Annotated in this window: 21 protein-coding genes; 11 read left to right on the plus strand and 10 right to left on the minus strand. The window is 70.7% G+C overall.

Features of this window, described 5'->3' with window-relative positions; all coding sequences use genetic code 11:
* Window positions 1-17 precede the first annotated feature (17 nt).
* Window positions 18-545, minus strand: coding sequence for a DUF1269 domain-containing protein (locus IM767_RS04510; protein ID WP_109212320.1), 528 nt, complete (start codon window positions 543-545; stop codon window positions 18-20).
* A gap of 196 nt (window positions 546-741) precedes the next feature.
* Between IM767_RS04510 and IM767_RS04515 the strand changes: the two genes are divergently transcribed.
* The gene (locus IM767_RS04515; protein WP_194398803.1) at window positions 742-882 is read left to right on the plus strand and encodes a hypothetical protein; all 141 of its coding nucleotides are present in this window, start codon (window positions 742-744) and stop codon (window positions 880-882) included.
* 73 nt (window positions 883-955) lie between these two features.
* Complete coding sequence (locus IM767_RS04520; protein ID WP_109212321.1) at window positions 956-1,186, plus strand: DUF1232 domain-containing protein; 231 nt, start codon at window positions 956-958, stop codon at window positions 1,184-1,186.
* A 28-nt stretch (window positions 1,187-1,214) separates the two neighbouring features.
* On the opposite strand, the gene IM767_RS04525 is transcribed toward IM767_RS04520, so the two are convergent.
* Both IM767_RS04525 and IM767_RS04530 read right to left on the minus strand, forming a co-directional pair.
* The gene (locus IM767_RS04525; RefSeq protein ID WP_109212322.1) at window positions 1,215-2,021 is read right to left on the minus strand and encodes an MBL fold metallo-hydrolase; all 807 of its coding nucleotides are present in this window, start codon (window positions 2,019-2,021) and stop codon (window positions 1,215-1,217) included.
* A 13-nt stretch (window positions 2,022-2,034) separates the two neighbouring features.
* Window positions 2,035-2,202: a hypothetical protein gene (locus IM767_RS04530; RefSeq protein WP_194398804.1), complete on the minus strand. Its 168-nt coding sequence runs from the start codon at window positions 2,200-2,202 to the stop codon at window positions 2,035-2,037.
* 112 nt (window positions 2,203-2,314) lie between these two features.
* Between IM767_RS04530 and IM767_RS04535 the strand changes: the two genes are divergently transcribed.
* The 3 genes from IM767_RS04535 to IM767_RS04545 all read left to right on the plus strand — a co-directional run bounded on the left by IM767_RS04535 (window position 2,315) and on the right by IM767_RS04545 (window position 4,949).
* Entirely contained in the window at window positions 2,315-2,683 is a 369-nt protein-coding gene (locus IM767_RS04535) for a VOC family protein (protein ID WP_109212323.1), read from the plus strand.
* 104 nt (window positions 2,684-2,787) lie between these two features.
* Window positions 2,788-4,383 (plus strand): L-serine ammonia-lyase, iron-sulfur-dependent, subunit alpha, encoded by a 1,596-nt coding sequence (locus IM767_RS04540; protein WP_109212332.1) that lies wholly within the window; start codon window positions 2,788-2,790, stop codon window positions 4,381-4,383.
* Between the two features lie 110 nt (window positions 4,384-4,493).
* On the plus strand, window positions 4,494-4,949 hold the full coding sequence (locus tag IM767_RS04545) for an Hsp20/alpha crystallin family protein (RefSeq protein ID WP_109212324.1): 456 nt from the start codon (window positions 4,494-4,496) through the stop codon (window positions 4,947-4,949).
* Window positions 4,950-5,019: 70 nt separating this feature from the next.
* Here the strand turns inward: IM767_RS04545 and IM767_RS04550 are convergent, their stop codons facing one another.
* Window positions 5,020-5,601 carry a thymidine kinase gene (locus tag IM767_RS04550; RefSeq protein ID WP_109212325.1) on the minus strand — a complete coding sequence of 194 codons (582 nt, stop codon included), beginning with the start codon at window positions 5,599-5,601 and terminating at the stop codon, window positions 5,020-5,022.
* A gap of 63 nt (window positions 5,602-5,664) precedes the next feature.
* Here IM767_RS04550 and IM767_RS04555 point away from each other — a divergent pair, with 63 nt between their 5' ends.
* Together IM767_RS04555 and IM767_RS04560 are read left to right on the plus strand one after the other, a co-directional pair.
* Window positions 5,665-6,597 carry an ATP-binding cassette domain-containing protein gene (locus IM767_RS04555; protein ID WP_109212326.1) on the plus strand — a complete coding sequence of 311 codons (933 nt, stop codon included), beginning with the start codon at window positions 5,665-5,667 and terminating at the stop codon, window positions 6,595-6,597.
* Window positions 6,594-7,328 carry an ABC transporter permease gene (locus IM767_RS04560; RefSeq protein WP_109212327.1) on the plus strand — a complete coding sequence of 245 codons (735 nt, stop codon included), beginning with the start codon at window positions 6,594-6,596 and terminating at the stop codon, window positions 7,326-7,328. The genes IM767_RS04555 and IM767_RS04560 overlap by 4 nt, the downstream gene beginning before the upstream one ends.
* 30 nt (window positions 7,329-7,358) lie before the next feature.
* On the opposite strand, the gene IM767_RS04565 is transcribed toward IM767_RS04560, so the two are convergent.
* A complete protein-coding gene (locus IM767_RS04565) occupies window positions 7,359-7,799 on the minus strand; it encodes a MarR family winged helix-turn-helix transcriptional regulator (protein WP_109212328.1) in 441 nt (146 codons plus the stop codon).
* A 42-nt stretch (window positions 7,800-7,841) separates the two neighbouring features.
* On the opposite strand from IM767_RS04565, the gene IM767_RS04570 reads away from it, so the two are divergent.
* Window positions 7,842-9,641: a DUF2207 domain-containing protein gene (locus IM767_RS04570; protein WP_109212329.1), complete on the plus strand. Its 1,800-nt coding sequence runs from the start codon at window positions 7,842-7,844 to the stop codon at window positions 9,639-9,641.
* Window positions 9,642-9,709: 68 nt separating this feature from the next.
* On the opposite strand, the gene IM767_RS04575 is transcribed toward IM767_RS04570, so the two are convergent.
* Entirely contained in the window at window positions 9,710-11,134 is a 1,425-nt protein-coding gene (locus tag IM767_RS04575; protein ID WP_109212330.1) for an HNH endonuclease signature motif containing protein, read from the minus strand.
* Window positions 11,135-11,507: 373 nt separating this feature from the next.
* Here IM767_RS04575 and IM767_RS04580 point away from each other — a divergent pair, with 373 nt between their 5' ends.
* A complete protein-coding gene (locus IM767_RS04580) occupies window positions 11,508-12,725 on the plus strand; it encodes a hypothetical protein (RefSeq protein ID WP_239453534.1) in 1,218 nt (405 codons plus the stop codon).
* Between the two features lie 211 nt (window positions 12,726-12,936).
* Here IM767_RS04580 and IM767_RS04585 read toward each other — a convergent pair whose 3' ends face one another.
* Window positions 12,937-13,299 carry an SUMF1/EgtB/PvdO family nonheme iron enzyme gene (locus IM767_RS04585; protein WP_275426034.1) on the minus strand — a complete coding sequence of 121 codons (363 nt, stop codon included), beginning with the start codon at window positions 13,297-13,299 and terminating at the stop codon, window positions 12,937-12,939.
* An 18-nt stretch (window positions 13,300-13,317) separates the two neighbouring features.
* A complete protein-coding gene (locus tag IM767_RS04590) occupies window positions 13,318-15,951 on the minus strand; it encodes a carbohydrate-binding protein (RefSeq protein ID WP_109211950.1) in 2,634 nt (877 codons plus the stop codon).
* Window positions 15,952-16,183: 232 nt separating this feature from the next.
* Here IM767_RS04590 and IM767_RS20970 point away from each other — a divergent pair, with 232 nt between their 5' ends.
* Window positions 16,184-17,542 carry a hypothetical protein gene (locus IM767_RS20970; protein WP_109211951.1) on the plus strand — a complete coding sequence of 453 codons (1,359 nt, stop codon included), beginning with the start codon at window positions 16,184-16,186 and terminating at the stop codon, window positions 17,540-17,542.
* Here the strand turns inward: IM767_RS20970 and IM767_RS04600 are convergent.
* On the minus strand, window positions 17,523-18,317 hold the full coding sequence (locus IM767_RS04600; protein ID WP_109211952.1) for a helix-turn-helix transcriptional regulator: 795 nt from the start codon (window positions 18,315-18,317) through the stop codon (window positions 17,523-17,525). The two genes, IM767_RS20970 and IM767_RS04600, sit on opposite strands and share 20 nt — an antisense overlap.
* A 126-nt stretch (window positions 18,318-18,443) precedes the next feature.
* Between IM767_RS04600 and IM767_RS04605 the strand changes: the two genes are divergently transcribed.
* Window positions 18,444-19,148 (plus strand): DUF899 domain-containing protein, encoded by a 705-nt coding sequence (locus tag IM767_RS04605; RefSeq protein WP_109211953.1) that lies wholly within the window; start codon window positions 18,444-18,446, stop codon window positions 19,146-19,148.
* A gap of 67 nt (window positions 19,149-19,215) precedes the next feature.
* Here the strand turns inward: IM767_RS04605 and IM767_RS04610 are convergent, their stop codons facing one another.
* Window positions 19,216-20,121: an aggregation-promoting factor C-terminal-like domain-containing protein gene (locus IM767_RS04610; RefSeq protein ID WP_109211954.1), complete on the minus strand. Its 906-nt coding sequence runs from the start codon at window positions 20,119-20,121 to the stop codon at window positions 19,216-19,218.
* Window positions 20,122-20,420 lie beyond the last annotated feature (299 nt).

Raw genomic sequence — 20,420 nt, forward strand, 5'->3', positions numbered from 1 at the left:
CGCCGCGGACGCCTCACTTAGGAGTTGAGCTGCTCCACCACGTCGTCAGCCGACTCCTCGATCGCCTTCCGCAGCTTCTCGTAGTCGTCGGCGTCGATCGCCTTGCTGATCCGCTTGTCGGACCGCTCGAGAGCCCTCTCGACGCGGTCGGTCCAGCGGTCGTCCACGACGGCGACGATCGCCGAGGTGCCGGGCGCCAGGTATTCGTCCGCGTCGACGCCGAGCTTCTTCTCGTCTCGGTTCTTCTTGATCTTCCCGAGGATCGCACCGATGCCGGCGCCGACCGCGGTGGCCGCGAGCAGGGGCGGCGCGAACAGCCCCACCACGACGCCCGCCCCGGCGCCCCAGGCGGCACCGTGACCGACCGACTTGTCGCCGTGCTCCTTGACCTGGACCTTGCCGTCCTTGTCGCGCACCAGCACGACGGCCCCGATGATCTCGTAGCCGCCGGAGTCCTGGCCGCTGCGCAGCGCCTGGTAGTCCTCCGATGCTGTCGCCGGGTCGTCATAAGAGCCGACCACCAGCGAGAGATTCTCCGTGCCCATCGATGTCTCCTTCGACGTGAATCCGAAGCGGCGGACCGGTCGCGCGGAACTCCGCTTCCTTGCGGTGTTGCGATCATACGGCTGCGGCGAGTCCCCGGCCAGAGAGGAAGAGGAGGCCGCATCCAAGGCCGGGTGGACTCTCGAACGATGTGCAGCAAACAGCCCTCGACGACCCGCGCTTCCGTAGGCTTGCCCGATGACGGCGGCTGCTCCGGATCCCCGATCCTGCCCCACGTGCGGCGATGCGCTGACGTTCGAGATCCTCGACGACGAGCGCTTCCTCGTCGCCTGGTCGTGCGTGACCTGCGGCCTGATCCGGACGACCGAGCCGGGATAGCGGGGCATCCACCTCAACGTCACGAGTTGGTATCGACGCGCCCCCCGCGTCCACCGGACCGCACACTGGATGCATGTGGTTCAGGTTCCTCAAGGCGATCAAGCGCCGCGAGCACCGTGTCGCGCCGACGACATGGGTCGCGGCCATCGCCGCTGTCGTCTACACGTTCGCGCCGATCGACCTTATTCCGGAGATCGTCCTCGGGCCGCTGGGTCTCACCGACGACCTCGGTCTCTGGGGCATCTTCGCGGTGCTCCTGATGCGCGAGCACCGCCGCTGGCAGGGAGCGATCGCCTCCTCGTAGCGCCCGCCTCGCACCGGGGAGGATCCGCCTATGGCTTCCGTGCCGTGAGCTGCTCCCACTGCCACTCGTGCACGTCGGTCAGCCACTCCAGTGGCGCCCTGGGCCCGATCCGCGGGTCCTCCGGCGCCCTGCCGTCTCGCAGTGCCTTCACGTACCGTCGATCCAGCTCGATCCGCGCGCGGAACTGATCGGCGTCGCCGACCGATCCGTGTCCCGGCACGACCGCCGTCACGTCGTCCGCGACGCGTTCGAACAGCTCGAGCGCGGCGAGATAGTCCTCGACAGGGTTCTCCGCCTGCAGGTCGAGGAACGGCATCAGGATGTCGGACAGCATGTCGCCCGCGATCAGCACGCCGTTCCCCTCGACGAGCAGTGCGGCATGGCCCGGGGCGTGCGCGCGGTGCTCGATGATCCGCACGGCGGGGCCGTCCCACGGGATGCTCATGGCACCCTCGGGCAGTGGATCGATCTGTCCCAGCAGCTCCATGGGGATCTCGTCGGCGTGCTCGGGCGGCAGCCCTTCGGTGATCTGCTCGGTCCAGCCGGGCTCGGAGATCAGCGCGCGGATGGATGCTGCACCCCGCGACGTGCCGTAGCGCGGCGGCGCGCCCAGATCCGGGTGCCACAGGACGTGGTCCCAGTCGGGGTGCGTCGAGAAGCCCGCCACCACGCGAAGGTCGCGGCCACGGAGGTCGGCGGCGAGTTCTGCCAGCTCTCCCGTGGTGATCCCGGGGTCGACCAGCAGGACGCCGTCGCCGCCCTGCACCACCACGGCGTTGCTCTGGAGGAACTCGCTCTCGTGAACGAGGACGCCCTCGGCGACGCGTCTCAGCATGACTTTGCCTGAGCTACCTGCGCTGTTCGAAGGCGCCGGCGGTGATGGGCACGGCGACCGCCGCGGCGATGCACAGCACGCCCGCGATGAACACCAGTCCCGGCAGGATCGGCGACGCGAACGAGATGCCCACCAGCCACATACCGCCGATGAGCAGAATGCCGTAGAGCACGAACAGCATGGTCAACCTCCAGGGGATCGGTTCTCCTCCTTGATACTCCGCGCGGACCCCGGGCGGGAAGGGGTTGCGCCATCTCTGGTACGTCGGGAAGGCCGGGGGCCACAATGGCGACATGAGACTTGTGCAGGTCGCCCAGCGCGCGGACGACCTCGAGCGCGCCGCCGCCTTCTACTCCAGCCTCCTCGGCACGCAGCCCACGGCGGTGTTCGACCCGCCCGGACTGCTGTTCTTCGATCTCGACGGGGTGAGGCTGCTGCTCGACAGGGGCGCGCCGACCGCCCTGGTCTATCTGCAGGTCGACGACGTCCACGCCGCGCTCGAGCGGCTCGGCGACCGCGCCGAGGTCGTCTCGCCGCCGCACGTGATCTTCACTCACGACGACGACACGCTCGGGCCCTCCGGTCACGACGAGTGGCAGACCTTCGTGAAGGATTCCGAGGGGAACACCGTCGGGCTCGTCGCCTTCCGCCCGAAGGCCTGAGCCCGCAGACTGCGTATGCATCGCGCCCGCCGGCGCTCATCCTGCCCCTATCGACTCGATAACGCCGAGCAGATTGTGCCGACCGACGGCGTAGCCTGGTGGCGATGAGCGCCTATGTCTCGGCGTTCGAGCTGTTCTCCATCGGTGTAGGACCCTCGAGCTCCCACACGGTCGGTCCCATGCGGGCCGCCCGTGATTTCGTCGTCCGACTGCACGAGTCCGGCATGCTTCCTCGCGTCGGAAGAGTCACGTGCACCCTCTACGGCTCACTCGGTGCCACGGGGATCGGCCACGGCACCCCCGACGCCGTGGTCGCCGGCTTGCAGGGTCTGGACCCCGAAACGGCGGATCCGGATGCCGTCCGCTCGGCGTGGAGCGGCTGGCCGGACGATCTGCGCCTCGAACTCGCCGGCACGCACGCCGTGCCGTTCGTGCGAGGCGACATCGTCTTCGCGCCACGCACGCGCCTGCCGGGTCACCCGAACGCGATGACTCTGGAGGCATGGATGTCTGTCGAGGACGGACCGCCGCGCGCCCTCGCCGTGACGCCGATCCGGGAGACCGGTCCAGCGTCGTCCGCCGCGGTGGAGCCGGCGACGACGGATGCCGGGCTGCTCGTCCGCGAGACCTACTACTCCGTCGGCGGCGGGTTCATCCGCCGCGACGGCGACCCGGCGACAGGCACGCGGGCGCACCCGCGGACGTTCCCCCTCGACTTCGGCAGTGCCGAGGAGCTCTTGGCGCTGTGCGACGAGCGCGGCATCACGATCGCGGAGGCCGCGCGCGTGAACGAGGGGTCGCTGCGCACCGACGAGGAGATCGCCGAGGGGCTCGACCGCATCTGGGACGCGATGGCGGCGTGCGTCGAGGCTGGGCTGGAGGCTGAGGGCGTCCTGCCCGGCATCCTCGGGGTGAAGCGTCGCGCCGCCTCGATCCGTGCACAGCTCGAGTCGGCGGAGGCCGACGGTCGTCGCGAGCTGCCGGGGGAGTGGCTCGGGGCGTTCGCCCTCGCCGTCAACGAGGAGAATGCAGCGGGCGGCCGCGTCGTCACGGCGCCGACGAACGGTGCCGCGGGCATCGTGCCCGCGGTGGCGATGTACTGGTGGCGCTTCCTCGCCGATTCGGGACTCGGGGCGGGCAACGCCGTGACACCGTACGGCGAACTGGTCGGCAGCGCGCTGCTCGGCTACCACGGGCACGCCGCGAGCCTCGAGGAGGCCGCGGGCTGGGACGAGGGGCAGGTTGCCGACGCGAACCGGCGGCGTGGCATCCGTCGCTTCCTCCTCACCGCGACCGCGCTGGGTTCGCTGTTCAAGGCCAACGCGTCCATCTCGGGTGCCGAGGGCGGCTGCCAGGCGGAGGTCGGCTCGGCCTGCGCGATGGCGGCCGGAGGGCTGACGGTGGTCATGGGCGGCACGAACCGTCAGATCGAGAACGCGGCCGAGATCGCCATGGAGCACCACCTCGGCCTCACGTGCGACCCCGTGGGCGGCCTCGTGCAGATCCCGTGCATCGAGCGCAACGCGATCGCCGCATCGACGGCGGTGACCGCCGCGCGGCTGGCGCTGCGGGGCGACGGCTCCCACTATGTGTCGCTGGACGCGGTGGTCGAGACGATGCGGCAGACCGGCATCGACATGTCGCACAAGTACAAGGAGACGAGCGAGGGCGGGCTCGCCGTCAACGTGATCGAGTGCTGACTCTGTTCGTTCAGAGCGAACAGCGAGCGCTTAGCACTCTCACTCCTCGAGTGCTAATCTGAACGTAGTTGAGCCGAGGCGGCTCAACTCTCGAACGAGAGGAGATAACCATGGCCACGTACGACCCGTTCCGCGATCTCGACCGCCTTGCGTCCGGTCTCTTCGACACCCGCCGCGGTCCCCGCCGCATGCCGATGGACCTCTACCGCGACGGCGACCACTACGTGCTGACGGCCGACCTGCCGGGCATCGACCCGGGCTCGGTCGACATCGACGTCGACGGCCAGCTGTTGACGATCCGTGCCGAGCGCACGCTCCACAGCGGCGACGACGTCAAGTGGATCACCCGCGAACGCGAGGCTGCGAGCTTCCTGCGCCAGCTGAACCTCGGCCAGGGCATCGACACCGAGCGCATCGCCGCGAGCTACAGCAACGGTGTGCTGAGCGTGACGATCCCGGTGAGCGAGAAGGCGAAGCCGCGCAAGATCGAGGTGACGTCCGAGGGCTCGGCGCCGACGATCCGCGCGCACGAGTCCAGCGAGACGCCGCAGCCGATCGAGCAGTAGGCCGTATCGCCGCTGTCCGGTTGACGGATGCCTCGTCCCCCTCCGGGGCGGGGCATCCGCGTTGCTGCCGCTAGGCGCGCGCGCCGGTGAAGTGGCGCCGGCACCGCGCCTGGTACGACTCGATGCCGCCCACCTGCGCGCGCGTCGGGACGCGCGGATCACCGCCGCCGTCCTGGACGGTTCGCTGGTGGAAGGCGGCGTCCTCGCCGCACACGGCGCACACCGCCGTCAGCTTGAGCACGTCCTCGGCCATCGCCATCAGCGCGGGCAGCGGTTCGAACGGCTGGCCGTCGAACGTGATGCACAGACCCGACACCACCACCGTCAGGCCGTCGGTGACGAGCGCGTCGACCGCCGGCACGAGCTCGGGGCCGAAGAACTGGGCCTCGTCGACAGCGACCAGATCGAGGCCGCGCCCGCGTGCCGACGCGACGAGCGCCTCCGCGTCGGGCACCGAGCGCGAGGGCACGCTCAGGCCCGAGTGGGAACTGACGAGCCCTTCGCCGCGGCGGTCGTCGAGAGCGTGGCTGATCACTTCGACCTCGAGCCCGGCGATGCGAGCACGGCGCACGCGCCGCATCAGCTCCTCGGACTTGCCGGCGAACATCGGACCCGCCACCACCTGCAGCGTCGCCTGGTTGCGCGTGTGCATGGCGCCCAGACTACGTCGACGGCCTCTTGACGGCCGGCCGGTGAAGGGCGAACCATTCATCTCGTGAGGGATGGTGCGGGGACGGATGCCGTCCACGTGCGTGGTCTGCACGTGCGGCGCGGCAAGACCGAGGTGTTCGAGAGCCTCGATCTCGACATCCCGCGCGGCCAGGTGACGGGGCTGATGGGACCGTCGGGCTGCGGCAAGACGACGCTCATGCGCGCGATCGTCGGCGTGCAGAAGGTGGCGGGCGGCAGCGTCACGGTGCTCGGCGAGCCGGCCGGCTCGGCAGTGCTCCGCAAGCGGGTGGCGTACGACACCCAGGCGGCCTCGGTGTACGGCGACCTCACCATCCGGCAGAACCTGCGGTACTTCGCCCGGCTCGTCGGGGCGCCGCGCACCGACATCGACCGCGTCATCGAGCAGGTCGGGCTCACCGACCAGCGCGACCAGACGATCGACTCCCTCAGCGGCGGTCAGGAGAGCCGGGTGTCGCTCGCGGTCGCGATGCTCGGTGCTCCTGAGCTGCTCGTGCTCGACGAGCCGACGGTCGGCCTCGATCCCGTGCTGCGGGCCGAGCTGTGGGAGGTGTTCCGCGGCCTCGCCGACGCTGGGGCGACGCTCATCGTGTCGAGCCACGTCATGGACGAGGCGCTGCGCTGCGACCGTCTGGTCCTGCTGCGGGCGGGCCGCATCATCGCCGACACGACCCCCGACGGTCTTCTCGCCGATACCGCAACGACGGATCCGGATGCCGCGTTCCTGGCTCTCATCGAACGCGACGCCCTTCGCCAGGCGCGGTCGCCGGAGGCCACGGATGCGTCTGTCGGGTCGGGCGCGCCGGTCGGCGAGGACGCGCCGGTCGGCGAGGACGCGACGGCCGGGCAGGACGCGCCGGTCGGCGAGCCAGCCGGAGAGCAGGCCGAGCAGCATCCGCTCACCCGCCGCGAGGCCCGCGAGCAAGCGAAGCACCCGCACGAGGGAGGTGCCTCGTGAACGGAGCTCTGACGCTCGCGACCGCCGGGCGCGTGCTGCGTCAGCTCAGCCACGACCCCCGGTCGATCGCGCTCATGCTCGTCGCACCGAGTCTGCTGGTCGGCCTGTTCGCGTGGCTGTTCAGCGATCAGGAGGGCGTGTTCGATCAGTTCGGCGGACCGATCCTGGCCCTCTTCCCGTTCATCGTGATGTTCCTCATCACTTCGATCACGACGCTCCGCGAGCGCCGGTCGGGAACGCTGGAGCGGCTGATGACCACCCCGATCGCCAAGGCCGACTTCATCCTCGGCTACGGGCTCGCCTTCGGTCTGATGGCGACGCTGCAGGCGGTGATCACGGTGACCTTCGCCGTGTGGGTGTGCGGACTGGAGGTCGAGGGGCCGCTCTGGCAGCTCGGCCTGGTGGCGGTCGTCGACGCGATCCTGGGCACGGCGCTGGGCCTGCTGGCCAGCGCGTTCGCCCGTACGGAGTTCCAGGCTGTGCAGTTCATGCCGCTCATCGTCTTCCCGCAGATCATCCTCGGTGGGCTGTTCATGCCGCGCGAGGATATGCCCGAGGCGCTCTACCAGATCTCGAAGATCCTGCCGCTGAGCTACGCGATCGACACCATCAATGCCGTCACCGACGGCGACGAGGGGTGGGACGTGTTCGGGCCGCTCCTCGTCGTGGTCGCATTCGCCGTCGGCGCGCTGATCCTCGCCTCGCTCACCCTCCGGCGGCGGACTCCGTAGCCGGATCTCCGGTCAGCGCCCGGGAGCAGATCAGCAGCTCGGCTGCTTCTTGCGCAGCTTGGCGGTGAGGTCGCGCAGCTGGGTCAGCTCGTCGTCGGAGAGCAGCGACATGCGCTCGGCGATGGCCTTGCCGTGCGAACTCGCGACGCGGCGGAACAGCGCGGCTCCGGCATCCGTCGCGTGAACGAGCGCGCCGCGGCCGTCGTCGGGATCGGCGTCCTTCGTGAGCAGGCCGCGCGCGACCATGCGGTCGACGAGGCGCGAGACGCTCGGCTGACTGATCAGCATGTTGGCGGTCACGTCGCGCAGGCGCGCGGTGAGGTCTTCGGCCCGCGTGACTGTGAGGAGCACGTCGTACTCCGCCTGGCTCAGCGTGTCTTCGTGGAAGTCGTCGTTGATGTCGCCGAACACCTCGTGCTGGGCCCGGAAGAGGCTCTCCCAGGCATCGATGGCGAGGCGACGGTCGGTCATATCGACAAGATTAGGGCAGGGCGCGGACCCTAGGCTGGCCACATGGGCTCTTCTGTCGCCGGTTCGTCGCGCCCGCATCGGCTCGGGAGCGTCGGCCTGATCGTCGCCGTGCTCTTCGGGATGCTGCTGCCCGCCCTCGTGGCCGCGCCGGCCTTTGCCGACGTCGAGGACTTCGCCTTCGAGAGTCTCGACGTCGAGTACCAGCTCGGTCGCGCCGACGACGGCACCAGCACGCTCACCGTCGTCGAGACATTCGTGGCGATCTTCCCCGAGATCGATCAGAACCGCGGCATGCGGCGCGCGGTCCCCGACAGCTACCGGGGTGCGCCGCTGCACCCCGAGCTCGTGTCCATCACCGACGAGAACGGCGCTTCGCGCCCTGCCGAGACGGAGTCGGAGGACGGGTTCTTCATCATCACCTCGCGCGCGGACGACTACGTGCACGGGCGCCAGACCTACGTCTTCACCTACACGCTCGCCAACGTCACGAGGTACTTCCCCGACACCGGCGTCGACGAGTTCTACTGGGACGTCAACGGCACCGCGTGGCCGCAGCCGTTCGGTCGCGTCACAGCGCGCGTGACGATGCCGGACGAACTCGGATCCGCGCGCACGGGCGCGCAGGCCTGCTACTTCGGGTACCAGGACGACGAGCAGACGTGCCCGATCGACGACGCCGACGGGGCCGTGACGGCGTCCGTGGAGAATGTGCAGCCTTCCCAGACGATGACGATCGCGATCGGCTTCGAGCCCGACACCTTCACCGAGTTCGATGCGAGGTACCTCGCATCGCCGTGGGGCTGGCTGCAGAGCATCGTCGCGCTGCTCGGGCTCGGGACCGCCGTCGTGCTCGCCGTGGTGACCCGCCGGCGCCACCTGCGCGACGCACCCGGCCGGCCGGTGATCATCGCGGAGTACACCCCGCCGCGGGAGATTGACGCGCTCGAGAGCGCCGTGCTGCTGGGGCACACGACCAAGGCGATCCCGGCGGAGGTGCTCGAGCAGGCGGTGGTCGGCAGCATCCGCATCGAGGAGGGCCCGGCGAGGTGGTTCGGCGGCGCGCGGCTGAAGGCCGTGCTCGTCGACCCCTCCCTCGCGGACGGAGATGGACGGATGCTGCTTCCCGGCCTCTTCCCGTCGGGAGTGCCCGGCGAGGAGTTCGAGTTCGGCCGCAGCGACACGAGGTTCTCCACCACCGCGCAGAAGGTGCTGAAGGCGGCGTCGTCGGAGCTCACGACGCGCGGTCTGCGTCGACAGGTGCCGGTCCGAGCACGCGCGTGGCCGATCGCGATCGTGATCATCTCGGCGGCGCTGGTGCTGCTGTTCGGCATCGGCGCGCTCGTCTCGTACGTGACGCCCTTCGTGCCGATCGTCCTGATCATCGCCGCCGTGCTCGTCGTGCTGCTCGTCGCCGGGCTGGTATCGCGCAAGCCGCTGACGCCCGCCGGCGCGGAGGTGCGCGACCACCTGCACGGCCTCAAGCAGTTCATCGAGTGGGCCGAGGCCGATCGCATCCGCATGCTGCAGTCGCCGCAGGGCGCCGAGCGCGTACGGGTCGACATCTCGGACCCGCGGGTGAAGCTGAAGCTCTACGAGAAGCTGCTGCCGTACGCGGTCGTGTTCGGCCAGGAGAAGAAGTGGGCCGACGAGCTAGCGGTGCTCTACGGCGACGGCAACTCGCCCGGCTGGTACGCGGGGGGCGCGGGATTCAATGCCGCCGCGTTCTCGGCCGGGATCTCGCACCTCTCGAGCACGGCGTCCGCCTCGTCGTCGTCTGGCGGCTCGTCGGGCGGCGGCTCCGCCGGCGGCGGCGGAGGCGGAGGCGGCGGCGGAGGAGTCTAAGACCCTGCCGGCGCCTCATTCCGGACGCGCCGAACCTGTCGCGCAGACCGCCTCCCGCGTCGGCGCCCCTACGCGGGCTGCGCCTTCTTCTCGAGCTCCCGGTGGAGCACGCGATTCGCCGGCCGCCACCGTCTTCGCGGATCCACCCAGGTCGGCGGCCGGACCTCGGGAATGCCGTCGGCCATCCGGATCTCCCAGCCGCTCGTCTCGATCGTGCGATGGTGGTGCCAGCAGAGCATGACGCCGTTGTCGACGTCAGTCGGGCCGCCCCGAGCGTGCTCGACGACGTGGTGGATCTCGCACCACGCCGCGCGTACGCTGCACCCCGGGATGATGCATCCGCCGTCGCGTGCGCCGATCGCCTTGCGCTGCCAGTGGTTGAACGTCCGGTCGAGAACGCTCATCGCCTTGAGCCGGCCGTTCGCACCGAGCGCGACGCGGTGGACGGTGCCGTGGCAGCCGACGTGCCGCGCGAAAGTCGCGGCGACCGGCAGCTCGCCGTCCGGGCCGTCGACGAACGCCACGCCGTCGGCGCGCCCGAGCTGGTCTTCGGCGACGGTGACGACCAGTGTCGGCGCCGCGCCTCCGAGCGTGGGCGAGGAGACGGATGCGGCGGCCGCCGTGAGGATGCCCGCAAAGGCGTCGTGCCGCTTCTGATCAGCCGTGCGCGGGTCGTGGATGCTCTCGTCGTCACCGCCGGTCGGGTCCTCATCAGCGGCGCTGTCGACGAATCGGAGGGCGCGATCCTGTATCCGTGGATTGAGGTGGGAATCGAGGAGCCTCTGCAGCGTCGCGGCGACGTCGGCGGTCACGTTCCCGTGCAGCGGGAACAGGTTGTTGCGCTCCCGGCCGAGACGGAACGTGCGCATGCGCTCGGAGTCTTCGTCGGCCAGCGTTCCGTCGGGATCGAGGTAGAGCGCCCACGTCTGCGTCATGATCCGCAGCTCGTACACACTGCATGCAGGTTCCCCGCCAGCGCCGACAGCGGCGCGCACGAGCTCGGCCTCGGCCGCAACGATCTGGTCGGCACTGCAGCGGCGCTGGAGCGGGCGCAATCCGTCGGCGATCGTGGTGAGGGCATCCAGACCGAGGTTGCCCGCGGCGACCTCGCGCCGCGCGTGATCGAGCGGTGCCGGGCGCCGCTGACCTGTCAGCGTCGCGCGTGACGTGATCGCTCGCGCGACGCGCAGGCGTGCGCGGGCTGTCGTGTTCGACACCTGGGTGGTCCGCTCGATCAGCTCGGCGGGATTGTCGCAGCCGAAGACTGTCGTGAGCGTGATGTCCGTCGCACCCGGTTCGCTGCGGCGCCCGACCTCTCCGGCCAGGCCCAGGCGTGCGGCATCCGTCCATCTTCCGAGCTCTTCGACGACCGCCAGTGCGTCCACCAGCTCGGCATCGGAGAGGGCGCGCTGGGCCTCTTCGCCGAGCGGCTGCCGCAGGGCGTCGCCGAGTACCGAGACGAGGTCGCGGAGATCGGCGAGGGGGAATCGCATAACTCGATCATGCCGAAGGGTTCCGACATCGCGGCGCCGTGAAAGCGCAGATCACACACTGATTCTGTGGAGAACTCCGTGCGCTGCTGAGGGCGCGGCCGCTGGGGAGGAACGGGTCATTCTGCGGCAAGAGTAAGGGCCGGTCGGAGAGGCTACCGACCGGCCCTTGTCCCTTGCACCAAGAGTGTCCTGCAATCACATGCCGGCAGCTGCCACAGCAAAACAACTACCGTGCCAGCACTCTATAACGACCAGATAACAGTGGCAAGGGTTCGTTGTTATGTTTTCGTGATGTGTCGCCTGAGACGGCGGCGGGCGCTCGCAGCGGTTCTCCGACATGGGGCGTTTCTCTGCGCGTGCGATACTGCGCGGCGTGGAGACCGCGACGCGCAGTGAGAGATCGATCGCGTCGGTGCTCACGGCGCCGGCCGCACGCATCGCGTCGGTCTACGTCGCCGCGCGACTGGTGACCACGACGTTCTTCCTCATCGCCTCCACGTGGTCGCCACGCGACTCGCGGTTCGGGAACGGCGCCGACTTGTGGACCTACATCGGCGCCTGGGACGCCCAGTGGTACCGGCGCATCGCCGAGGACGGCTACCCGGCGGTGCTGCCGCTCACCGACGCGGGCGATGTCGCGCAGAACGCGTGGGCCTTCATGCCGCTGTATCCGTGGGCGTCGGCTGCGCTGGGATCGTTCCTCGGCTCGTGGGCGGCGGGGGCAGTGGTGATCTCCCTCGTGGCGGGGTACGCGTGCTGCCTCGTGCTGCGCAGCATCCTCGTCGAGCGGATGGGCGAAGCCGCCGCCATGTGGGCCGTGGTGTTCTTCGCCGCCGCGCCGCTGGCCGCGATGTTCCAGGTGGCGTATGCCGAGGCATCCTTCCTCCTCCTCGTGCTGCTCGGCATCCGCTGCCTGCAGCGACGACGCTACGGGTGGCTCTTCGCCATCGTGCCGGTGATGGCGTTCACGCGCCCCGGCGTGCTCGCCTTCGCGCTCCTCCTCGTGCTGTTCGCGGGATGGCGCTGGATGCGGCGGCGAGCGGAGCCGCTGCGACCGCACGAGCTCCTGCAGCTCGGGGCCGCCGGCGCGTCGGCGGTCGCCCTGGGACTGGCCTGGCAGGTCATCGCGGGTGCCGTCACCGGTCGCCCGGACGCGTACCTCGACACCGAGCTGTCGTGGCGACGACTGTGGATGGGCGACACGGGCGCGTTCGTGCCGGGTGAGGGCTGGCTGCTGGCGGCGGACCACTGGCTGCGCGAGTGGGGGATCGCCCCCGTGCTCGGACCAGCCGTCGTCGTGGGACTCGTCATCGTGGTCGGCATCGTCCTCGCGGTGGAGCCCCACGTGAAGCGGCTCGGAATCGAGATCCGCCTGTGGGCGGCGAGCTACCTGCTGTACCTGCTCGCGGTGTTCCTGCCGCAGTCCAGCGTCTTCCGGCTGCTGTTCCCGCTCGCGCCGCTCGCCGGCGCGCTCGCGCTGCCGGCGAGCACAGCGTGGCGGATCGGCGTGCTGGTCGTATCTCTGCTCGGGCAGTGGTGGTGGATCTGGAACATGTACGGGCTCGGCACCGAGTTCTGGCACATCCCCTGACCTGTCATCGGGTGCGCCGGCGGCGGTCCGAGGCGGTGCCGGCGGCGCTCCGCGCGGCGGCAAGAGTAAGGGCCGGTCGGAGAGGCTACCGACCGGCCCTTGTCCCTTGCACCAAGAGTGTCCTGCAATCACATGCCGGCAGCTGCCACAGCAAAACAACTACCGTGCAAGCACTCTATAACGGCGAGGTAACGATGGGAAGGGTTCGTCGTTATCTTTCTGTGATTGATTCGCGCGGTGCCGCCTCCGCGTCGGCCGCGAGCCGGAAACCCACGCCGATCGCCGCGAGATCCGCTTCGTACGCGCCGTGGCGGCGGGCGCAGCGCGCGAGATCGCGGTCGTGGCGGAACGCCCCGCCCCGGGTGATGTGCGGATCGAACGCCCACGTTTCGAGAACCGGCACATCCGCCGGTGCGCCGGGGTAGGGCGCATAGCGGGTCGAGGTCCACTCGTCGACGTTGCCTGCCATGTCCAGCACGCCGAACGGGCTCGCGCCGTCGGGGAACGAGCCCACCGGCGTGGTCCCGCCGATGCGGGCAACACTAGGGCCGAGCCGGGTTGCCGGCGCTCTCACCGCCGGCAGCCCGCCACGTCAGCCGATGCGCTCCCAGGGCCCGTTCTTCTTCGCCCCCGGCTCGTCGCCGCGGGTCCACCACCTGGCGCGCCACAGTTCGCCGCCGGACGAGACGACGTCGCCGGTGTCGAAGATGCGCGACGCGGTCCACACGGCCACTCCGGTCGGCGTCGCGGCGATCTCCTGCCACGCGCCGTTCCTCTTGCTGCCGGGCTTCTGCCCGCGCGTCCACCAGGAGGCGACCCATACGGCTCCGCCCGATGCGACGACGTCACCCTGGTCGTAGACGGTGCCCGCCTGCCACGCCGCCGGGTCGCTTGCGGCGGTGTCGTCGCCGACGACGATGCCGCGCCCGTTCGTGGCGATGTAGACGCGGCCGAACATGTCGGGGTCGCCCTCGATGTCGGCGCCGATCCAGCCCCATTGGTAGGCGTCGTCGTTGATGCGGGACCAGCTCGCACCGCCGTCCGTCGAGCGGTACACGCCGCGCTCGCCGTCACGCGAGGCCGCCGTGTAGATCGCGGGGGTCGTGGCGCCGGGCGCGGCCTTCCCGAAGCCGACGGTGTCGGCCTCGTCGAAGCCGCTCGTCGCGGTCCAGGTCGCGCCGCCGTCCTGCGAGTGCCACAGCCCGTAGGCGCCGCCTTCGTCCGAGCCGCCGGCCAGCCACACGTCGGCAATCGAGCCCGGCGTCGCCGCGAAGCGCACCGGGCCCTCGGCCGGCAGCGCGCCCTCGCTCACCGCGCCGAAGGTGGCGCCCCCGTCGTCGGAGCGGAAGAACACGCCACCCGCGAACGCGTACACGCGCCGCGGATCGACCCGGTCGCTCTCGACGCGCGCGCCGATCGGAAGCCCTGCGACCTCGGCGAAGGTCGCGCCGCCGTCGGCCGAGTGGCGCACCGCGACGCCGTCCGGCGCCCACACGATGCTCGAACCGTCGGCGTTCACGGTGACGGTGCCCGACCCGGTGGCGCCTTCGGCCGCGGGAGAGGTCGTCCACGACTCGCCGGCGTCGACGGATGCCGCGACCACGCGTGCGCCGCCGGCGTCGGTGCCGGCTCGCACGATGACGGAGGGTTCCAGTCCCGCCACGTCGACGCTCGTGCCGCCCCCGAAGTACGGCGCCTGGAAGCTCTGCGGCACCGTACCGAGATCGTCGTGGACGAAGCCGCCGAGATCGAGCATCGCCGAGACGAGGTCGACCGATCCGGCCGGCGCCACCAGATCCTGGATCGCGGTCTCTTCGATGCCGAAGGCCTCCGGCGTCAGGTGGATGACGCCGCCCGGCTCGTCCCAGGCCGTGAGGTCCTCACTGCGGTAGATCGTCGCTCCGGTGCCGTACATGAGCTCGTCGGAGTCGAACGGATCGATCTCCAGCGCCGACACCATCCAGCCGAGCTTCGGCGTGGGCTCGGCCCACGGCACCGGCCCGCCCCGCTCCTTGCCGAACGCCAGCCACGGGACCTCGTCGATCGACTGCGAGTAGCGGGCGGCGACGTAGCCGCCGGTCTCGTCGTACGCGTAGTCCCAGATCGGCGTCCAGGTCTCACCGCGGTCGGTCGACCGGAAGATCAGGATGTCGGGCCACCACTGGATCTGCGATGCGACCATGATCGTGCCGGGATCACTGCGGTCGATCGTGAGGCCGCCGAACCCGAAGTCCACGCCGACGGGCCGGAGGGTCGGCGTGATCTCGGTCCACGTGCCGTCATCGATCCCGTACCGCCAGACCTGGCCGTCCGAGCCGTCGTACGGCCCCGAGGTGTTGCTGGTCGAGAGGTAGAGGAACCTGCCGGCCTCGTCCACGATCCCGTGGTGCGGCAGGAACCCGGTCGGTGCCCCGGCCACCGGCTGCCACGTGGCACCGGCGTCGTCGGAGCGGTAGAGGATGTCATCGGTGTCGGCGACCGCGGTGAAGACCGTGCGGGCCGGGTCTCCGGCATCCGTCGCCGACGTGTCAAAGGCCGTCCACAGCACGCCGAGGTTCTGCATCAGGTACGAGTTGCCCGATCCCGCGTCCGGCACGAAGTCGCCGGCGTTGGGGAACGTCTCGACGCGTGAGAACGTCGCACCGGCGTCGGTCGACCGCCACAGCCCCTGGCCCTGCTCGGCGCCGTAGTAGAGCACGTCGTTGTCGCTCGGGTCCACCTGCAGCCGCTCGCCGATGCCGCGGCCGGGCATGTTGCCGCCGACCTTGAAGGGGAGCGGCGACGCGTCCCACGTGGCGCCGTAGTCGTCGGACCGCAGGATCGCGCCGTTGGACGGATCCCACTCGTTCGTGTACATGCCCGTCGCGACGTAGACCCGATTGGTGTCGACGGGGTCGGTCGCCAGGCTCAGCACGCCGAGCCGGTTCCAGTCATCCCATCCGACGTGGTCGAGCAGCGGAACCCAGGTGTCGGTGTCGCGGTCCAGGCGGTACGCGCCGCCGATGTCGGTGCGGGCGTAGACGAGTCCGGGTTCGGTCTGGCTGTAGACGATGCCGGGCACATAGCCCCCGCCCGAGATGGCCGCGTTCGACCAGTCGTATTCGGGTGGAGCGGATGCCGCCGATGCGGCGGTGACCTGTGCGGCCGCGGTCGGGGGGACGACCGAGAGGGGGACGACGACGCCGGTCGCGACGACGAGTCCGACGGCGGAACGCCTGAATCTCACGATGAAACACTCCTGTCGTGTTCGGTGATGGGTCTTCTTCGACCGTGGCCGACGATATCGAAGCGCTTCGAATCTGTCGAGGACGAATCCGGCACGGGCCCGTCCGGCCCGTCGGCAAGCCCCCGAGGGCGGCGACCGGGTGGGTGGCGCAAGCGCCACCCACCCGTTCGCGCGCGGCAGCTCCACACTGGCGAGAGGCGGCGCATGCCGCGCACGGTGAAGGGAACCTCGCATGCGTGGATATCTGGGGGTCGCACTGACGGCGGCGCTCGTGGGGTCGCTGGGGGTTGCGCCGGCGGCCGGGGCAGCGGCGGCCGGGGGGACGGCGGCCGGGCCGCCGTCGGCCGGTGCGGCCGGCGCGTGCGAGGTCCACGTGATGAAGGGCCCCGACGGGGCTTTCGACGGCACGGTGATGGACATCGAGCGCGTGCCCGGCAAGGGCGTCGTCTACTACGGCAGCATGGTGGTTCCGCAGGCGGACGGCACCGAGGCGCGGCGCGCGTTCGTCTGGTACGGGCTCGGCACCGACCCGGTGCCGGTCGGGCCGGCGGGCACGCTGTGGGACGTGGCCTTCGAACTGACGCCGAGCGGGTGGATCAACGGTCAGAGCACGATGGATGAGTCCGGGCGCGAGCAGGCGTGGGTGCAGAACCTCCGCACCGGCGCGCTGACGTGGGTGGAGACGGGCCAGGCTGAGGGCATCTACGTGCGTCGGATCAACGACCGCGGCGAGCCCGTCGGCACCTTGCACACCGGCGAGTTCACGTCGGACGCGGCGTGGTGGCCGTGGGCCGACCGGCCGCCGCGTCTGCTGGGCGGCGGCGATCTCGGATCGGCCGAGGCCTGGGCGATCAACCACCGGCGCGACGTGACCGGGTCGTACGCGGTCGAGGTGCCGGAGGGCATCGTGCCACAGGGTGTCGTGTGGACCTCCAAGGGCGCAGCGCTGCTGGCGAGCAACCCGGGTGTCGCGGCCGACACGTTCTCGCGCGTCCTGTCGGATGCCGGACAGTCAGCGGGAGGTGCCTGGTACGGGCCGTGGGACGGCGGCCACTACGAGGCCGCTCGCTGGCCCGAGCCCGGACGGATCGAGTCTCTGGGCCTCTTGCCGGGCGGGGGCTTCAGCGGCGTCTACGGCCAGTCCGAGAACGGGTGGGTGACGGGCGTCGCCGACGTCTTCGATCCCGAGAGCCCGGGCGCGGCGGAGTGGGGCGCGGTTGATCACAGCGTGCTCTGGACCGACAACGCCGGTACCGTCCGGGTGCTCCCGAGCCCCTATGCCGACGCGCACGGCCTGACCGACTGGAGCGAGTGGTACGGCGGAGTGGCGCACGGCGTGAACGACCGTCTCGACCAGGTCGGCTCGGCCTCGCACGTGGGCTGGGGCGACGACGGCGCGCTCCTGTACGGTGCGACGGTGTTCGTCAACGCGAGCGCATGCGGCGAAGCGGTACCGACGACCCACACCGCCTTCTGGAACGAGCCGTCGACGGATGCCGCGGCCCGGCGCCTCTCGACGGCCCCAACGGCTCAGCCCGACGCGTACCGCCACGGCGCCGTGCGCGAGCGGGTCAGCGGTCGGACGCAGTGACGGCGTTCCCGCGCCGGGCGGGCGCGGTCCACAGGACCGCGAGCTCGGTGCGGGACCTCGCGCCGGTGCGCCAGAACAGGTCTTCGACGTGCTTGCGCACGGTGCGCGGCGAGATGCCGAGCCGCAGGGCGATCTGCTGGTTCGTGTGGCCGCGCGCAACGAGCGCGATGACCTCGGCCTGGCGGGCCGTGAGCTCGCGCCGCATGGCGTCGGAGTCGTGGGATTCCCGCCCGTCGTCTGCGAGCACCGCCGCCGACAGCCGGTCGAGCAGGGCGCGCATCTGCAGGGCGTGGCGCAGCGCCTGGACGACGGTGGCTGCGGGCACGAGCTCGTCCTCGGTGAAGTCGCGCGAGGACCGCCAGAGCGAGACGAGCGCGAGCCCGGCCGGCGAGCGGGTGACCCGCATCGCCGCCTGGTAGCGGGCGCCCGTCGGCTCGAGGCAGACCTGGAACACCTCGGTGGCGGCGAACTCGCGTAGGTCGACCACGTCTGTGAGCCGCGGCGCGGGGGTCGCGGCGGTCGCCACGTGCAGGGCGTAGGGGTGCGTCGGCAGCAGCCGCGCCCACTCGCCGTATTCGTCAGCGCTGAGCGGTGCCCGGCCGTGCTCAGTCACCACGGACTCGTGCGGGCGGGCGAGCGAGATGTCGGAGAACGATGCGAACTCGGAGCCGACGAGACGGGAGACGAGCGCGAGCGCGTCGGGGATGGCGTCGTGGCCGTCTACCACCGCGTGGCACACGTCGGCGACGTGGCGTGCGACGGCGTCCCCCTGCATGCATCGAGTATGGGGCGCGGTGCGGGGCGGCACCAGGGTGGATCCGCGGGGTCACAAGAGCCCCTTGACGTCGGCATCCAGATGTGTACAGTGTCCACATACGCACTCGCCCATTCGGAGGTTCCGATGCAGAGCACGACCCAGAAGCCACTGCCCCCGATCGTCGATGCCGCCCAGTGGCGCCGCGAGCTCGATGAGCTGCGCGTGCGAGAGAAGGCGGCGACGCGCGAGCTCGACGCGATCGCCGCGCAGCGGCGGCGACTGCCCATGGTCGAGTTGCCCGACTACACGCTGGTCGGCAGAGACGGGCCGGTGCGGCTCGCCGACATCTTCGAGGGCAAGTCGCAGCTCATCGTCTACAACCACATGTGGTTCGAGGGGAAGGAATGGCACTGCCCCGGCTGCACCGGCTACACGTCGCAGTTCACGCGCCTGGACTTCCTCGATCCGTACGACGCCCGGTTCGTCATCGTGACGCAGGGGCCGATCGACGAGGCGCTGGAGTACAAGGAGCGCACCGGCAACCGCATGGAGTGGTACTCCACCGCCGACAGCCCGTTCGGAGCCGACATGGACGCGCCCGCCGGCGGGGGCTTCGCGGTCAACGTCTTCCTGCGTGACGGCGACACGGTCTACCGCACCTGGCACACCAGCGGTCGCGGCACCGAGCAGCTGAGCCACACGTTCCCGCTCATCGACCTGCTGCCCTACGGCCGGCAGGAGGAGTGGCAGGACTCGCCCGAGGGCTGGCCGCAGAGCGACGCCTACGAGGGCTGGTTCTCGTCGGAGAAGATCGGGGAGCTGTACGGCTCCGGATCACGTCAGGGGTGACGGGTGACGGATGCCGCGCCCCGCGGCTGCGGCCGGGGCGCGGCATCCGTCGATCGAACGTGACCGATCAGTACCAGTCGGTCGCCTGCGAGTGACCCCACGCGGCGCACGGCGTGCCGTACGCGCGCTTGATGTAGTCCAGGCCCCACGCGATCTGCGTCGTGGCGTTGGTCTGCCAGTCGGCGCCGAAGCTGGCCATCTTGTTCCCGGGCAGCGACTGCGGGATGCCGGTCGCGCCGCTGCTGCCGTTGTAGGCCTGGTAGTTCCAGCCGGACTCCTTGGTCCACAGGGACTGGAGGCACGAGAACTCCCCGTCGCCCCAGCCGTACTGCGACGCGGCCATCTGACGAGCGGTCGCCTTGGCGCCCTCGGGGGTGTTCGCCGCGGCGAGGGCGGCAGCCGCCTCGGCCTGGCGCTGGGCTTCCGCGGCAGCGGCGGCTTCCGCGGCGGCGGCAGCGGCAGCGGCGGCCTCCTCGGCGGCCTTCTGGGCCTGCGCGGCCTCGAGGCGCTGGCGCAGGTCGGCGACGCGCTCCGTGACCGCGGTGGTGTCCTTGGTCGCGTCGACGGTGAGGGCCGGCACCAGCAGCACGGGCACCAGCCCGATCTCGGTGAGGCGCTCGGACGACCGCTCGAGGTCGGCGGTGTCGATGGACGTGTCGGCGACGCCGAGGTCGAGACCTGCGGCGGCGATGTCGGCGGTGAGGGTTCCGGCGTCCGTGAGCGCGGTGCGGGCGGCGGCCAGCGAGTCCTGCGCGTCGGTGCGGATCTGGCGGAAGGTCTCGGCGCTCGCCTCCGGTGCGGCCACCGAGGCGAGCGCGGCACCGGCCGTCGGCGCGGCGGCGGCGAGGGCGGGGGAGGCCAGCGTGAGTCCGGTCGTGACGAGGATGCCGAGAGCGGTGCCGGCGGCGACGGCGGGGGCGAAGAAGCGGCCGCGGTTGCGGCGGGATGGAGTGAGCGACTGGTCTGTATGCATGACGAACGTACGATCCTTCGGGTTGTGCGCCGCGGGTCGGGGCGCGATGCGCCCTCGGGTCGGGCGCTATGCGCCCTCGGGCCGGACGCACAAGTCCCCGAGTCTGCCTCATCGTTTCTGGACGAGTCCCGGTGGTTTCCTGGACAGAACGTGGGAACGCCTTTTCCCGTAAAGGCCTGATCGGAGGATGAGAAACCTCTCACGCAACTACGCCGCGCGGTGGGTCTCACCCACGAGGCGCCGTGAATCACGGTTCACTTAGCTCTTGCCTCGCGTGATCCGGTCGTGCATGCTGGCCG

The organism is Microbacterium ureisolvens (genome assembly GCF_015278315.1).
Lineage (GTDB): Bacteria > Actinomycetota > Actinomycetes > Actinomycetales > Microbacteriaceae > Microbacterium > Microbacterium ureisolvens.

Excerpts from the sequence above, each read along its gene's own strand:
- IM767_RS04540 (WP_109212332.1), top strand. The coding sequence starts at position 2,788 with ATGAGCGCCTATGTCTCGGCGTTCGAGCTGTTCTCCATCGGTGTAGGA.
- IM767_RS04550 (WP_109212325.1), bottom strand. The coding sequence starts at position 5,601 with ATGCACACGCGCAACCAGGCGACGCTGCAGGTGGTGGCGGGTCCGATG.
- IM767_RS04535 (WP_109212323.1), top strand. The coding sequence starts at position 2,315 with ATGAGACTTGTGCAGGTCGCCCAGCGCGCGGACGACCTCGAGCGCGCC.
- IM767_RS04520 (WP_109212321.1), top strand. The coding sequence starts at position 956 with ATGTGGTTCAGGTTCCTCAAGGCGATCAAGCGCCGCGAGCACCGTGTC.
- IM767_RS04565 (WP_109212328.1), bottom strand. The coding sequence starts at position 7,799 with ATGACCGACCGTCGCCTCGCCATCGATGCCTGGGAGAGCCTCTTCCGG.
- IM767_RS04575 (WP_109212330.1), bottom strand. The coding sequence starts at position 11,134 with ATGCGATTCCCCCTCGCCGATCTCCGCGACCTCGTCTCGGTACTCGGC.
- IM767_RS04600 (WP_109211952.1), bottom strand. The coding sequence starts at position 18,317 with ATGCAGGGGGACGCCGTCGCACGCCACGTCGCCGACGTGTGCCACGCG.
- IM767_RS20970 (WP_109211951.1), top strand. The coding sequence starts at position 16,184 with ATGCGTGGATATCTGGGGGTCGCACTGACGGCGGCGCTCGTGGGGTCG.
- IM767_RS04570 (WP_109212329.1), top strand. The coding sequence starts at position 7,842 with ATGGGCTCTTCTGTCGCCGGTTCGTCGCGCCCGCATCGGCTCGGGAGC.
- IM767_RS04610 (WP_109211954.1), bottom strand. The coding sequence starts at position 20,121 with ATGCATACAGACCAGTCGCTCACTCCATCCCGCCGCAACCGCGGCCGC.
- IM767_RS04515 (WP_194398803.1), top strand. The coding sequence starts at position 742 with ATGACGGCGGCTGCTCCGGATCCCCGATCCTGCCCCACGTGCGGCGAT.
- IM767_RS04545 (WP_109212324.1), top strand. The coding sequence starts at position 4,494 with ATGGCCACGTACGACCCGTTCCGCGATCTCGACCGCCTTGCGTCCGGT.
- IM767_RS04605 (WP_109211953.1), top strand. The coding sequence starts at position 18,444 with ATGCAGAGCACGACCCAGAAGCCACTGCCCCCGATCGTCGATGCCGCC.
- IM767_RS04530 (WP_194398804.1), bottom strand. The coding sequence starts at position 2,202 with ATGCTGTTCGTGCTCTACGGCATTCTGCTCATCGGCGGTATGTGGCTG.
- IM767_RS04525 (WP_109212322.1), bottom strand. The coding sequence starts at position 2,021 with ATGCTGAGACGCGTCGCCGAGGGCGTCCTCGTTCACGAGAGCGAGTTC.
- IM767_RS04510 (WP_109212320.1), bottom strand. The coding sequence starts at position 545 with ATGGGCACGGAGAATCTCTCGCTGGTGGTCGGCTCTTATGACGACCCG.